The sequence below is a fragment of the Paenibacillus sp. EB106-06-01-XG199 genome, assembly GCF_058791575.1.
This window is the reverse complement of sequence record NZ_JBYTDQ010000001.1, coordinates 837,818-853,869: the sequence shown is the minus strand read 5'-3', so window position 1 is coordinate 853,869 and position 16,052 is coordinate 837,818. Positions and strand designations below refer to the sequence as shown.

The 16,052-nt window shown below is 55.8% G+C and carries 5 protein-coding genes; all 5 read left to right on the top strand.

Features of this window, described 5'->3' with window-relative positions:
• Positions 1–7: 7 nt before the first annotated feature.
• The 5 genes from AC3WT9_RS04085 to AC3WT9_RS04065 are packed head-to-tail and all read left to right on the top strand — an operon-like array spanning position 8 to position 16,043.
• Positions 8–1,330 carry an ACP S-malonyltransferase gene (locus tag AC3WT9_RS04085; RefSeq protein WP_341378724.1) on the top strand — a complete coding sequence of 441 codons (1,323 nt, stop codon included), beginning with the start codon at positions 8–10 and terminating at the stop codon, positions 1,328–1,330.
• A complete protein-coding gene (locus tag AC3WT9_RS04080; protein WP_341378725.1) occupies positions 1,327–2,958 on the top strand; it encodes a non-ribosomal peptide synthetase in 1,632 nt (543 codons plus the stop codon). The genes AC3WT9_RS04085 and AC3WT9_RS04080 overlap by 4 nt, the downstream gene beginning before the upstream one ends.
• Positions 2,959–2,974: 16 nt before the next feature.
• Entirely contained in the window at positions 2,975–6,310 is a 3,336-nt protein-coding gene (locus tag AC3WT9_RS04075) for a non-ribosomal peptide synthetase (RefSeq protein WP_341378727.1), read from the top strand.
• 5 nt (positions 6,311–6,315) lie between these two features.
• Positions 6,316–9,471 (top strand): type I polyketide synthase, encoded by a 3,156-nt coding sequence (locus tag AC3WT9_RS04070; RefSeq protein WP_341378728.1) that lies wholly within the window; start codon positions 6,316–6,318, stop codon positions 9,469–9,471.
• Entirely contained in the window at positions 9,471–16,043 is a 6,573-nt protein-coding gene (locus tag AC3WT9_RS04065) for a non-ribosomal peptide synthetase (RefSeq protein ID WP_341378729.1), read from the top strand. The genes AC3WT9_RS04070 and AC3WT9_RS04065 overlap by 1 nt, the downstream gene beginning before the upstream one ends.
• Positions 16,044–16,052: the final 9 nt, after the last annotated feature.

Genomic DNA, 16,052 nt, shown 5'->3' with positions numbered 1-16,052 from the left:
GGATCGGATGAACCATCAAGCAGACCTGGCTTTATTATTCCCTGGATCAGGGTCCCAATATAAAGGAATGATGCGGAGCCTCTATGAATCCTCAAGCAGGGTGCAGGACACCTTGCATGAGGCAGATGAAATTCTCGGTTTTGAATTATCCCGGCTGATGATGGAGGGCAGCACGGTCAAGCTGAACCGGATCGGGCATATGCTGCCGGCCATCTGTGCGGCGAGTGTTGCCCATTACCGCCTATACCGGGAGCAAGGCGGACCGCTTCCAGCCTACATGGCGGGACACAGTCTGGGCGAATATTCTGCACTAATCTGCAGCGGTGCCTTGTCCTTCAGGGACGGGCTGATGCTGGTCCGCTTCCGTGCCCGACTGGCGGAAGCGGTTATGGAAGCCACGGACGGCGCCATGAGTATTATGAAATCGGTTGATCCTGCACAAGTCGCATTGCTATGCCTGAAACTGCAAGCTGAAGGGCGGGAGGTCAGCATTGCCTGTCAGAACTCCCGCAGCCAAATCGCGGTTTCCGGTCAAGACGCTGCACTGGTCGAGCTGGAGCAGCGGGTAACAGAAGCGTCAGATTATGCACAGATCAGCCACTTGATTGGAAGCGCCCCTTATCATTGTGCTCTAATGCAGCCGAGAGCCGCTGAAATGACGGAGGAACTGCTCAAGTATAACTGGAGCCTTCCGGCATGTCAGCTTCTGTCCAATGTAACCGGACGGCCTTATACATCTATCCAGGAAATGCAGGGGCTGCTGGCGCAGCAGCTATACAAACCGGTGCTGTGGCAGAACTCCATCATGTATCTGCTGGAGAACGGTGTTCAGACATTCATTGAAATGGGTCCGCAAAACATCCTCAAAACACTGATGCCCGAAATTTCTGGGCAGACCCGTGTATATGCCCATGATGAAAAGGTGGACCGGATGACCATTAGAGATCACATAGCTGCGTCTTCAGCCATTCCTGTGCCCAGGCACAAGGCTGAGACAAGTCCACCAGCCGCAGATTTGCGGCTTAAAGCAATAAGCATGTGTCTCACCCATGCCATGACCACCCGCAATAACAACCAGGCTGATGTTCCGGTTATGCCGTCCTTGGAGCTGTATACGGAAGTCAAACAGATGAAGCATGAGCTTGATCAAGGGGAAATAGCACTTGGAGAAGAGCATGTTGCCCTGGCAATATCCATGCTGCAGGCTGTGTTTGAAGATAAGCGTACCCCGGACAGTGAACGGGAGCTTCGATGGCTGCAGATCAAGGAAAAGACCGGTGTGGAGCGGCAAGCAGAGATTACTCCCATTGCAAGGAGGGGACCGGAATGAGTCTGCCTACTGTAGAAAACGAATTGCTGCATACACTGCGCGGCTTCAATGATACCGCTGCGCCTTATTCACAGGACACCACCATTGTCCAGCAGTTTGAAGCACGCGTGGCGGAGCAGCCGCTCGCACCGGCTGTATACGTGAAGGAGGCCATCTACACTTACGGGGAATTGAACCGTGCGGCGAACCGGCTGGCTCATGCGCTGCGGTCCAGCGGTGCCGGAAACGGGTCGATTGTCGCCTTAATGCTTGAGCGTTCTTTTGACATGCTGGTTGCCATATACGGTGTACTCAAAGCCGGAGCTGCATATTTGCCGCTGGATCTGGAGAGTCCGTCTATGAGGCTGCAGACCATGCTGTCTGACAGCGCCCCGGGCTGGGTCATTACGGAGGGTGGCGTTTCCCGTCCGTCTGTGCTGCCTGCAACAGCAGAATGGGTCCCGCTGGATAGTCTGGCAGACCGTGAACTGCCCGAGACGAATCTGCCGGACGGACCAGAGCCAGGTGACTTGGCTTATGTAATCTATACTTCCGGTTCCACCGGCAACCCCAAGGGTGTGCTTGTGGAACATGATGCCTTGACCAACCGGATCGAATGGATGCAAAAAACCTTCCCCATTACCCGCAAAGATATCCTGTTCCAAAAAACAGTATATACCTTTGATGTCTCGGTCTGGGAACTGGTCTGGTGGTCAACCGCAGGCGCTGCGGTCTGTCTTCTGCAGCCGCGCAAGGAAAATGATCCGCGCATGTTCGTGAGACTGATCGAGAAAACAGGGATCACTGTCATTCATTTTGTTCCCTCCGTATTGCGTTTGTTCCTTGAATATATCGGCAGCGATTTTGCACTGGAACGCTTGCGCAGCCTGCGGTATGTCTTTTGCAGCGGAGAAGCGTTGACCGTCCCGCTGGTTAGTCAGTTCTATCATACCTTCCCGCCCGGACAAGGATTGAAGTTGATCAATCTCTATGGTCCTACGGAAGCAGCGATTGATGTAACCTATCATGTCTGCGAGCGGAATGCTCTGGACAAGCCAGTTCCCATCGGACGCCCCATTGACAACATCCGCTTGTATATTCTGAGGGATGATTTGACGCTTGCATCTATTGGAGAGACAGGACAACTGTATATCTCAGGAGTGGGGCTGGCACGCGGATATCTGAACCAGCCACAGCTAACGCTGGAGAGATTCGTGCCCAATCCCTATGAACCCGGACAGCGCATGTACCGTACAGGCGATCTCGCCTCATGGACTATGGATGGGGAGGTCATGTACGCCGGACGGGAGGACGATCAGATCAAACTGCGGGGACTCCGCATTGAGCTGGGTGAAGTGGAGAGCTGTTTGCTCCGTGCAGCCCATGTAAAAACCGCCGTTGCCGGGGTGCGCATAGGTGATGCCGGGGAACAATTCCTAACCGCCTTTGTGGTTGCGGCTGCGGGCGCGGAGCCCATTCCGGAACAGGACAAGCTGCGGGCGCTGCGCGCCGAGCTTGCTTTGTATTTGCCTGCGTATGCGATTCCGTCAGAGATCATCTGGATGGATGAAATTCCACTGAAACCAAACGGCAAGGCAGACCGGAGCCTCCTGCTTGCCATCCACGGGGGTAAGGCCGCACAAAGCTAAGGGGGCGGAATGGAAGATGATAAACAACGAGCTGTATGACAGATTATTGCGCAACAAAGGCATTTCAGTTCCGGGGAACAAGCACACCGCAATTCCCCGTACAGGAGAGTCTGGTTCCTTCGGTTTGTCCCCCGCGCAGCGCGGGATCTGGTTCCTCCAGCAGCTGCATCCGGGCAGCGCCGCCTTCAATAACAGCGCAGTACTGAAGATCGAAGGGAACCTCGACACAGACTGCATGCGGGCAGCACTGCACTCCCTGCTGGAGCGCCACGAACTGCTGAACGTGAATTACAGACTGCACCAGGGCGAACCGTGCGCCTGCCCTCACGCAGGAGACTTAGCTTTTGAAATATTGGGAGCGGAGGGCGGCGGCAAAGCCACTTCTTCCGAATGGCTGCATGCCGAAATCACACGCATTGCAGGCAGTCCGATAGACCTGGAGCATGATCCGCTAATTTCTTTTACACTGCTGCAGGTGGGTGAGCAGGAGCATATCTGGATCATCCGCATGCACCATATTGTAGCGGACGGCTGGTCGAAGGGGATTCTCCTTCGTGACTTCACACGTCTGTATGGAGCAGAGTTGGACCGGACAGCACCAGACTTGCAGCCGCTTACGATCCAGTACCGGGACTATGTACGGTGGCTTGAGAGCCGGAGTGAAGATACGGCGTATGCACGGGACCTGGCATTCTGGCTGGATAAGCTGGAAGGTGCGCCTCCTATGCTGGACATACCCGCCGATTTTAAACGGCCAAGCTCTATGTCGGGCTTGGGAGGGATGGAGTCGTTTCGGATAGAGCCTGACGTGTATGAGCGCATTGGCAGCTTTTGCCGGAAGGAACGCTTATCGGTGTTTCATTTCCTGCTGACCGTCTTCAAGACGCTGCTCTTCCGGTACTGTGCAGAAGAAGATTTACTCGTCGGAACACCGGTAGCCGGACGGACAAGAACCGAGCTGGAGCCGCTGATAGGGATGTTCGTGAATACTGTGGTAGTCCGTACGCAGCCGCGGGACGACCTGTCTTTTATAGACTATGCAAGGAGCGTTCAGGAAGAGGCTTTGCTGGCTTTTGACCATCAGGACCTGCCGTTCGATCTGCTTGTCGAGAGACTGAACCCGGACCGCGAGCGAAGCGTACAGCCTGTCTTCCAGACCATGTTCCAGCTCGATAATCTGGAGATGCCTGTTATGGAAGCGCAAGGTCTCCGCTTGTCAGCCGTCCCGCTGGACATCGGAATTGCCCAGACTGATCTGTCCGTATCCTGCTGGGAGGAGGACGGAGGACTGAGGGGGACTTTTGAATTCAGCTCCGATCTGTTCACAAGAGCAACGATGAGACGAATGATCGGGCATTTTATCCGGCTGGCGGTGGCAGCTCTGGAAGATCCGCAGGAGACGCTTGGACGGATCAACCTGCTGGAGGCTTCAGAAGAGAAGATGATTTTACAGACATGGAACGAAACAGAGCAGCCAGTACCGGAACATGGATTTGTAAGTTGGATCGAGCACAGAGCTGTCCAAACTCCAGAGAAATGCGCGGTGCTTGAGGGAGAACATGTACTTAGTTACCGCGACTTGAATCAGTGGGCGAACCGTCTTGCGGCACAGCTTTTAGACAAGAGCCTGCACGCGGAGACGCCGGTAATCGTCTGCCTTCCCTCCTCGGGACGTTTTGTGGCAGCTGCACTTGCCGTATCCAAAACAGGAGGAGCAGTGGTGCCCGTTGATCCTGCGATGCCCCGGGAGCGTATCCGGCAGATGGTGGAGGAGCTTGGCGACGTGTATGCACTTAGTGATTCCGTCCATTCCGAGTTGCTGCCGCTCCCGCCAGAACGAGTGATCTTGCTGGAGGAACAGATCCCAGTGTTCGGTGAGCAGGACGAGCGGGGACCAGACAATGGATTATCGCCGCAGACGCTCGCTTTTATCATCTTTACTTCCGGTTCGACAGGGGTTCCTAAAGGAGTCCTTCTGGAGCGGCGCAGCATCGACAATCTGGTCCACTCCTTTCTTTCATCGTACCAGGCGACGGACTTGGATCGTCTGCTGCCCATTACATCGGTTGCTTCAGCCAGTTTCATCGGAGAGTCGCTGCCGATTCTGGCTGCCGGAGGGACACTCGTCTTGCCGGATACCGAAACAATGCTGCACCCGGGCAAGCTGCGGGCCTACATGGAGCGGCATCACATTACGATCCTCAGCACCGTACCCTCTATGGTTAGGCGTTTGAATAGCGACGGCGGAACCTCTTCCCTGCTTCGCCTCATTCTGAGTGGTGGAGAGACTTTGCAGTCCAGCCATGTGGATAGGCTAAGCGGAATGGATATTGCCAACGGGTATGGACTATCAGAATCCGGCGTGTGCAGTACGTATAAGTTACTGAAGCCCGGCCAGGATGGGGAGCAAGCCGTTTCCGCCTCACTGGGCAGACCGGTAGCCAATCAGCAAGTCTACGTGCTGGACTCTCATTTACGGCCGGTTCCGATTGGGGTCAAGGGACAAATCTGCATCTCTGGACATGGCTTGGCCCGCGGATATTTGAATCGTCGTGACTTGACCGAAGCGGCATTTGTTCCCCATCCGTTCCGTCAAGGCGAGCGGCTGCTTCTGACCAGAGATACCGGATATTGGCTTCCCGGCGGCGAGCTTGCCTTTATCGGCCGCAGCGACCGGCAGGTCCAAATCCGCGGGTACCGGATTGAGCTAAGTGAAGTAGAGCGGCATTTGTGCACGTTCCCGGAAGTCGAGGAGGCGGCCGTGCATCCTCAGCCCGATTTTGAAGGCAACCTGCGGCTGATCGCATACTATACGGTCCGCAGCCAAGCGAGCATTATCGGCCAGCAATTGGCGCATTGGCTGGAGTCGCGGATTCCTTCATATATGAAGCCAGCTGCTTATATTCAACTGGAGCGTATTCCCTACAATGCCAATGGCAAGCTGGAAGTTTCTGCCCTTCCACACCCTGGCGAGAGCCTTGCCCGTAGCGGGGCCGCCTATGAACAGCCCCAGACCGCCACTGAGAAAAGCATTGCAAAGGTCTGGGAGGAGATTCTACAGCTCCGGCACTTTGGCGTGGAAGACAACTTTTTTGATCTGGGCGGACATTCGCTGCTGCTCGCCAAAGTGCATGACCGGCTCAGCCGGGAATTCCCCGTTCCGCTGACGCTGGTGGATTTGTTCAAATACCCGACGGTCCGTTCACTCGCCGGATATCTCAGCGAAGGCTCGCGCGATGCTCTGGGGACTGACATTTACGAGACGGCCGCGAAGCAAAAAAACGCATTTCTCCGTTACCGGAAAACAGCTTCTTCCGTAGCGGTTCGCAGCACCATAGAGAAGGAGGAATAGATGCTATGAGTCATCCTGAGTATCCTTATAACGGAAATGAAATTGCGGTCATCGGCATGGCGGGAAGGTTCCCTCAGTCCGAAAACCTGGAGGCCTTCTGGCGCAATCTGACCGAGGGAAAAGAGTGTATTTCCCATTACTCCAGCCGGGAACTGGAGGAGGCAGGCATTGACCCCGGAATACTGAGTCAGCCGAATTATGTCCGGGCCAAAGGGGAAATCGGCCAGCTCGATGCATTCGATGCCGCTTTTTTCGGGATCAATCCCAAGGATGCGGAGCTTATGGACCCTCAACACCGGATGATGCTCGAGTGTGCTTGGGAGGCGCTGGAGCATGCTGGCTACCAATCCTCGGAATGCGGAGGCTCCGTGGGTGTTTTTGCCGGAAAAAGCATGAGCTCATATCTGTTCCTGAACCTCTATCCTCATATTCAAAAAATGCTGGCCACCGGCAATTTGCAGGCAGCCATCGGCAATGACAAGGACAGTATGGCTACAACGATCTCCTATCGCCTGAACCTCAAAGGCCCGTCTATGGCGGTGCAGTCCTCGTCGTCCACCTCGCTGGTCTCCGTCTGCATGGCAGCACAGAGCCTGTTGACCTATCAATGTGACATGGCGCTGGCTGGTGGCATCACGGTTGGCCCGCCTGAACGTGCAGGCTACCTGTTTGAGCCTGGAGGAATTATGTCGGCGGATGGGCACTGCCGCGCTTTTGACGAGAACAGCAGCGGATTTGTTCCGGGCAACGGTTACGGTCTTGTCGTGCTGAAACGGCTGGATGAAGCGATCCGCGACAAGGATCATATCTGGTCTGTCATCAAGGGGTTTGCCGTCAACAATGACGGAGCGGATAAAATCAGCTATACCGCTCCAAGCGTAGGCGCACAATCCGAAGTCATCGCTTCGGCCCAGGCGCTGGCAGAGGTTCAGCCGCAGACGATCGGTTACGTTGAAGCGCATGGCACCGGCACCCGAATGGGAGATCCCATTGAAATAGAGGCGTTGACCCAAGCGTTCCGCCTTGGCACGAATCAGCGAGGGTATTGCCCGATCGGTTCGGTCAAAACAAACATAGGGCATCTCGATTCTGCCGCCGGCATTGCCGGATTCATCAAAGCGACGCTCATGCTGCACCACAAGCAAATTCCGCCGACGCTGAATTATGAGCGCCCTAATCCGGCGATTGACTTTGACGGCAGTCCTTTTTACGTAAATACAGGGCTTACGGATTGGCCCGAGCAAGCCTACCCGCGCCGCGCCGGAGTGAACTCGCTCGGTATGGGCGGCACCAATGCCCACGTGGTTCTTGAAGAGGGTCCACGTATGTACAGTGCACCAGCCGTGCCGGGGTGGCATATTCTCCCAGTCTCAGCGAAATCCGAGACCTCCCTGGCTGGTAATCTGTCCCGGCTGCAGCATTATTTGCGCGAAGAGACGCAGACGAAACTAGCGGATGTGGCATATACACTGTCGGTTGGCCGGCAGGCTTTTGGGATCAGGGCGGCTGTGGTCTGCTCCACGCAGGAAGAAGCTGTCCTGGCAATGGAGGCGGCTGACCCGCAAGCGGTATACCAGGGAGAAAGTCCTTCCAGGAACCGTCCTCTGGTGTTTATGTTCACGGGGCAAGGCTCGCAATATATGGGGATGGCGGCAGGCCTATATGCTGCTGAGCCGGTTTTTCGCGAGTATTACGACCGCTGCGCAGTGCAGATCCAAAGCCTGACGGGGATGGATATCAAGCCATTGATGCAATCCGGGAAGAATCACCCGCAAACACTGGACGTGAACGAGACCGCGCTTACCCAGCCGCTGTTATTTGCTGTTGAGTACGCTATGGCCCAGCTCCTGATCAGCCGGGGACTTCGTCCACAGGCCATGATCGGCCATAGTCTGGGAGAATACGCCGCAGCCGCAATCGCAGGTGTGTTCCGTCTCGAAGATGCCGTTCTGCTGGTCTGCCGCAGGGCAGAGTGGATGTCCCGGACCGAAAGAGGAGCGATGCTGGCAGTTGGGCTCAGCCGTGAGGCAGTAAACGGATATCTACAAGAGAGAATTACGCTGGCAGCGGTCAACAGCCCAGGTCTATGTGTGTTGTCGGGAGAAGAAGCCTCCATTGCCGAACTGGAACAGCGGCTGACGGAAGAAGGGGTTTTTAATAAGAAACTATCCACCTCTCACGCCTTCCATTCGCCGCTGATGCAGCCGATGGTCGCCGCTTACCGTGAGTTGTTGATGCAGGTGGAATTAAAGGAACCCTCTGTTCCAATAATGTCCTGTCTTACCGGTACCTGGCTAAAGGCTGAGGAGGCTACCGATCCCGGATACTGGACCCGGCATATTCTCGACCCGGTTGTCTTTATGGATGGACTTGGGGCCCTGCTGCGCGAAGGAAACCGGTTGTTTGTGGAATTAGGACCAGGCTCCACATTATGTGGTCTGGGGCGGCAGAACCCGGCAGCGGCTGAAGACAGTGTGTGGGTGCCCGCCTTGCGTTCTGTCCACGGACAGGACGGGGACACGCGGGTGTTGGCACAGGCTATAGCCAACCTATGGGTATGCGGTGCAGATCTGGACTGGGGGCTTTATTTCGGAAATGAGACGCGCCGGCGGGTTCCGCTGCCAACGTATGCGTTCTCCCGGCAGAGCTACTGGGTATATCCCGAAGCTGCCCCGTCCGGCTCAACCGCCTCGGTTACGGTTACGTCAGGGACACAAACATCCGGGATATCCTTACCGTTCAGTTCCATTCCCGAGCAACGTCAACCCGGATCACGCCATGCCCGCCCCAAGGTAACGGCAGCGTACCGTGCGCCGGAGGGGAGCATCGAGCAGCAGCTTGTGGAGATTTTGGAACGGGAGCTTCATATTCAACCGGTGGGTGCGGATGATAACTTTTTCGAGCTGGGAGGCCATTCGCTGCTGGCCACTCAGGTGCTTGACCGGATTCGGCAAGCTTTGGGCGTACAACTGTCCATCGAGAGCATATTCCTGCGTCCGACTGTAAGCGGAATGGCCCAATTGCTGGAGAATACCTCCGGGGAGACCCGCAAGGAGCAATCCATTGCAAGTTTGTTCCAGGAAGTGGCTGCCATGAGCAGTAGCGAAATCGCCAGCAGCCTTGCAGAGGACAAACTCAAACCGAGCGGAGGGAAGGGGTAATGGCCGAACAAGTAGCCTTATCCTCATTGTCGCCTGAGCAAAAACAATGGTTCCGGCTGCAAATACGTGAACGGGGTATTCCCGTACTGCAAATTCCATTGGAAAAACAAACACGCGATGGCAATGGATTACCGTTGTCCTACAGCCAGGAGCGTTTATGGCTGATGGAACAGCTCGGCGGCGCCGCCTCCAGTTATCATCTGCATCAGGCCATCCGAATTACCGGTGCGCTTAAGAAGGGGCATTTGGAAGCCAGCCTGCGCCTGCTGGCGGCCGGTCACGAGAGCTTCCGGACCTCATTCTCCGCCAAAGAGGGGAAGGCGCAGCAGCACATCGCCGCTGACAGCGCCATTCCGCTGCTGCAGATCAAGGTCACAGGGGCAACAGAAACGGAACGGCTGCGCCAGGTCGAACAAGCGGCTCAGCCGCTGCTAACGCAGCCGTTTGATCTCGGCAAGCCGCCATTGCTGCGCGCCGGATTGTACGAGCTGGCAGAGGATGACCACATGCTTGTGTTCGTCATTCATCATATTGTTGCCGATGGCTGGTCGCTTAGATTGCTTACAGAAGAATGGGTGCAGCTCTATAACGTATTATGCAAGGGGCAGAGCCTACCGCATAATCAGCGTGAATACGACTATGCCGATTATGCCTGCTGGCAGAGAGAATGGATGCAGGCAGAGATGCTGACGGAAGGTCTGCATTATTGGAAGGAGCAACTGCGGGGCGCAGATCCTTACTATACAATTCCTTCCCATCGCCCGCGCCCGCGCTTGCTGACCTCGGGCGGAGATAGCTGTACGCTGCGGATCGAAGCGGAGGAGCTTGAAGCGCTCAGAGTTCTCGCAAGGTCTGCAGGCGCCTCGCTCTTCATGACTGTACTGGCTGCCTTTAACGTGCTGCTGTACAGATATACAGGCAGGGGAGATGTTGTGGTCGGCACTCCGACGGCGGGAAGATGCCGGGAGGAGACCGAAGAGATGCTGGGCTGCTTCGTGAACAATGTGGTGTTAAGAACGGATATCCGCGAAGCAGGCAGCTTCACAGAGGTCCTGCAACTTACCATGCAGACAGTGCTTGGAGCTCTGAAAGCTCAGGAAATCCCGTTCGAGCATGTACTGGATGCATTGAATCCGCCCCGGGACTTGGCTTATTCGCCTTTATTCCAGCTCTTTTTTATCTTCCAGCAAGGCGATATGTCACTGGATCAACTGGACGGTGCTGTCTGCACGCCGCAGAAGTGGACTCAGCACTCTGCCAAATTCGATATCACACTGGAAGTTATCGAGCATCCTCACCATTTGGATGTAATGCTGGAATACAACACCGATCTCTATGACAAAAGAATAGCAGAAGGACTGCTCGCTAACTATGTCTGGATGCTTGGGCATTTGCCGGCGAAGGCGCAGCAGACGCTCCCGCAGCTTCCATTGATTTCTCCGTTTGAAGAAGCGGAGCTGCATAAGGCAGGCATCGGCCCGGGTGTTGTTTACCCGGAGCGATCGACACTGTATTCACTGGTGGAGCGGCAAGCCGCAGCCAATCCGTCGGCCGTGGCAATTGTATGCGGCCCCCGTTCCTATACTTATGCCGAATTGTATGGGGCGGCAGAGCGGTTAGCAGCCTATTTGCAATTGTCAGTCGGCGCAGGGCCGGGTCATCGCGTTGGCATCTGCGCCCGTCCTTCGTTCGAGCTGGCGGCAGGCATCCTGGGTATTCTGATCAGCGGCAGCGCTTATGTTCCGCTCGACCCGGCCTTTCCAGAGCAGCGGCTGCAATACATCGCGGGCCACGCCGGACTGGACTGCATTCTGGTAGATCATCCTGCGGAAGCCGAGCGGTTCGGCAACCACCGCTGCTGCGACATCAGCCCAGGCAGCCTGTGTTGGCAGACTAATCGTGCTCTGTCTGACTCCAAGGCATCTGAAAGACCGCATCACGCTTATATGATTTATACCTCCGGGAGTACAGGCCAGCCCAAAGGGGTAGCCGTGACTCACCGGAATGCGGTTCATTTCCTATATGCCATGCAGGAACTGCTGCATATGACATCCGAGGATTCGCTGTTGTCTGTCACGACATGCTCGTTTGATATTTTCTTGCTCGAACTGTTTTTGCCATTATCCGCAGGGGCAACGCTGATCTTCCCACAGGAGGGAAGCGGCGATCCAGGACTGCTTATGGAGAATATGAATCGTTATAAGCCGACCTTTATGCAGGCAACACCGGTATTGTGGCGGCTGCTGCTGGCAGAGGGCTGGAAGGGTTCAGAGCACATGACGGTACTCTGCGGCGGTGAGGAACTGAAGCCGGAGCTTGCTGCACAATTGTTACACCGGGGTAAAGCGGTATGGAACCTGTACGGCCCCACCGAAACGGCGGTATGGTCTCTGGCCCACAAGCTTACGCCGGATGACCTCCTGTACAAAGTCCCGATTGGCAGACCGATCGGCCGTACAACCTGCCTGGTCCTGGATGAAGCGCTGGCTCTTGTGCCATTCGGAGCCGAAGGCACACTGTACATCGGAGGTGACGGCGTAACGGACGGCTATCACCGTCAGCCGGAGCTGACCGCGCAGAAGTTCATCATGAACCCGCTGGACCAGGCGGGAGGGCGGCTATTCAATACGGGGGACCGGGTCCGGCTGCTGCCTGGAGGAGAAATGGCCTATCTCGGCCGTAAAGACCAGCAGCTCAAGCTGCGGGGCTTCCGTATCGAGCCTGCTGAGATTGAACAGCAGTTGAACCTTCAGCCAGAGATTGCGGCAAGCGCCGTAGTCGCTTGCGACGACGGACAGGGAGAACAACTGTTGGCTGCGTATTGGGTGCCGTCCCCTTTAGCCTCTGGCAAGGAGAGCATTCCTGACGAGACAGACTGGAAGGAAACACTCCGCGGGGTGCTTCCCAGTTATATGATCCCGGCACGTTTTGTTAAGCTTGCTGAGCTGCCTTTGACACCAAACCGCAAGGTAGACCGGCAATTCCTTTCACGTTTGCCACTGGACAAGGCAGTGTTAACCCGCAGGTACACAGCGCCGCGAAGCACAACTGAGATCCGGCTCGCCGAGGTATGGGGTGAGGTGCTGAACCTGACCAGCGTGGGAATACACGATCATTTTTTTGATTTGGGCGGTAATTCTTTGCTCGCTGTCAAGCTGCTGACTGAAATCCGCTCCAGGATGCAGGTGGAGCTGACGCTCCGGGAGCTGCTTATCGCCTCCACCATTGCCAACATGGCAACTGAACTGGATGATGCTGCGGTGGCACCTTTGTCAGAGACGGGAAGCTCAGCCAGAGTGGACTTACCCGAATTTATAGTGACGCCGCAAGAAGCCTTTGTACCTTTTCCTTTGACCGAAGTACAGATGGCCTATTGGGCCGGAAGACGGACAGGCAGCGCCGCAACTCATGTCTATCAAGAGATGGAGTTTGCGGGTCTTGATATTGAACGTTTCGAACAGTGCTTCCAAACGCTCATTAAGCGGCATCCTATGCTGCGGGCAATGGTCATGCCGGACGGCATGCAGCAGATTCTGGAAGAGGTCCCGCCTTACCCGGTGAGAATGGCAGACGCAAGCGCCTGCTCCGAAGCGGAGCGCGTCTCACGGCTGGACGACATTCGTCAAGTGATGTCGCAGACTATTCATACCGGCAGTTGGCCGATGTTCGCCATTGAAGCGACCCGGCTGCCCGAAGGACTGACCCGGCTGCATATCAGCTTTGACCTTATGATCGCCGATGCGCTGAGTTTTCGGATTATTCTGGAGGAACTGGCTGCGCTGTATGCCGGAACAGCCCAATTGCCCCCACTGGAAGCAACTTTCCGTGATTATGTGCTGTCCTTGCTGTCCGTAACCTCTGCAGACCGTTATAGAATGGCGCAGACCTATTGGCAAGGGAGACTTCCCCGCCTCCCGGCCGGTCCGCAGTTACCTGTTGCGGTTTCTCAAGGCCTCAAGCGGCAGGAATTCAAGCGCTGGAAGGCCGTTCTGCCGGCCAGGCTCTGGTCGAAGCTGTCGGCGGCAGCACGCAGACGGGGGTTAACTTCCTCCGCATTGCTGCTCGCCTGTTATGCGGAAGTGCTTGCGCTGTATGCCAAGCAGCCGCATTTCTTGTTGAATCTAACGCTGTTTAACCGTCTCCCGCTGCATCCGCAAATGGAACATCTGGTTGGTGATTTCACAACCATCAGTCTGCTGGAGGTCGATTACCGTAACCCTCTTCCTTTTGGCAGCAGGGCTGAACAGCTCCAGGAGCGTCTGTGGACCGATCTCGATCACCGCCTTTACAGCGGCATCCGTGTGACAGAACAGCTTATGGCACACAGCATTCTGAGTGAACCGGTTCCAGTGGTGTTCACAAGCCTGCTGGACTTGTCTGACAGGGAGAAGACGACAGCCGGATTTGATCAGATCTTCCAGCGGAGGAATGAATCTGAGACGGAAGCACGCAGTCTGTCGGAGACACCTCAGGTATGGCTGGATCACCAGGTAGCTGAACGGGACGGCGAGCTTCACTACAATTGGGACGCGGCCCTGAGCAAGTTCCTGCCGGGAGTGCTGGATGAGATGTTTGCCATCTACGGAAGCTTGCTGCGCCGTTTGGCAGAAGATGAAGAGGCCTGGGAGCAGGCCCTGCCGCTGGCCGATTCGGGTTCAGCCGGATTCGCACACCGCCTGAAACTGGCGGAAATTAACACACGGCACCAACACAAACAGGAGACTAAGGACATTGCCCTGCATCATGGCTTTCAGCGGATGGCACACACTAAGCCCAATGCTCCAGCCCTGCTTGTGGGCGGATATACGTTCTCTTACGGAGAGTTGAACCGCAAAGCCAATGCTATAGCGCATCAGTTGGTGGCGTATGGCATACAGCCGGAGACATTGGTTGCCGTAGTGATGGAAAAAGGCTGGGAGCAGGTGGCGGCGGTCCTAGGGATCTTAAAGGCCGGAGCGGCCTACCTGCCGGTAGATGCAGGTCTGCCTGCCTACCGCATTGGAGAGCTGCTGGAGCTCGGACAGGTTCAAGTGGTACTGGTCCAGTCCTCTGTCCCTGTAGGTGATTGGGCCACTACCGGTATTAAGACCATAGAGGTCAACGAAAATACCCGAAACGAAGAGACGCCGGAATATGGAGGCAATGCAGACGGAATAGGCGAGCAACTGGCCTACGTATTATTCACTTCCGGCAGTACAGGAACGCCTAAAGGGGTGATGATCAGCCATATAGCCGCGGTTAATACGTTGACCGACATTAACCGCAGCCATGGGCTGAACCCGCAGGATGTCGTGCTTGGACTTTCTTCGCTAAGCTTCGATTTATCCGTATTCGACATCTTCGGCTGCTTGGCGGCAGGAGGCACACTTGTGCTGCCAGAGCCGCAGCGGCTACGCGATCCGGCACACTGGCTGGAGCTGATGCAGAAGCACCGGGTCACGGTCTGGAACAGCGTTCCAGCCTTCATGAACATGCTGCTGATGTATGCCGCATCTGAAGTACGGCTGGATTTCCTCAGACTGTGCCTGCTCAGCGGAGACTGGATTCCTTCTACTCTTCCGGGAGCCATCCGCCGCCTGAGTCCTGAGGTGGAGGTGATTGCGCTTGGCGGGGCAACCGAAGCAGCGATCTGGTCGATTCAGTTCCCGGTTCACACTGTCGATCCGGCTTGGACCAACATTCCCTATGGTCTGTCCATGTCCGGCCAGCGTGTATATGTGCTGAATGCACGGATGGAAGAATGTCCAGTATCGGTGCCGGGAGAGTTATATATTGGCGGTCTGGGCGTTGCCAGCGGCTACTGGCGGGATGAGATCCGCTCTGCAGAACGCTTTGTCATGTCGCCTATCACCGGAGAACGCCTCTACCGGACGGGGGATTGGGGCCGTTATGGTTCAGACGGGGTCATTGAATTCCTTGGACGCGACGACCTCCAGGTCAAAATCAGCGGCTACCGCATTGAGTTAAGTGAAATCGAAAGCACCCTGAAAGCCTGTCCCGGCGTTCAAGAGGCTACAGTGCTTGCTGAAGGAGAGGAGGACGCGAGGCGTCTGCGCGCTTTTGTGATTGTCAGTTCGGAACGGCAACCCTTGCCGGACACGGCTGCACTGCGCTCCCATTTGCGCTCCCGGCTTCCAGGCTACATGGTTCCTTACAGTATAAGCATTCTTGAAGAATTCCCTTTGACTCCCAACGGCAAAACTGACCGCAAAGCACTGCTGGCCATTCTGCCTGAGACGATTGAACCGGCAGCGGGACCGACGCAATCCGTACTGGAAGAAGGTATTATCTCCATTTGGAAGGAGCTGCTGAACCGTCCGCATGTCGGCAGGGATGAGCATTTTTTCGACCTTGGCGGCAATTCGCTCAAGCTGGTTCAGATGCAATTGAAGCTGCAGGAGATGCTAAACCGCGAGATTCCTATTATCGAGCTGTTCAGACATACCTCCGTCGCAGCGCTGGTTGAATTTTTCGGAAGTGCTTCAGTGGACAAGTCCCCTACAGGTATGGAGCAAAAAGCGGTGGACCGCGCGGACAGGCGGTTTCATGCAAGACAAACGCGCCGCAGATGATTTTGAACA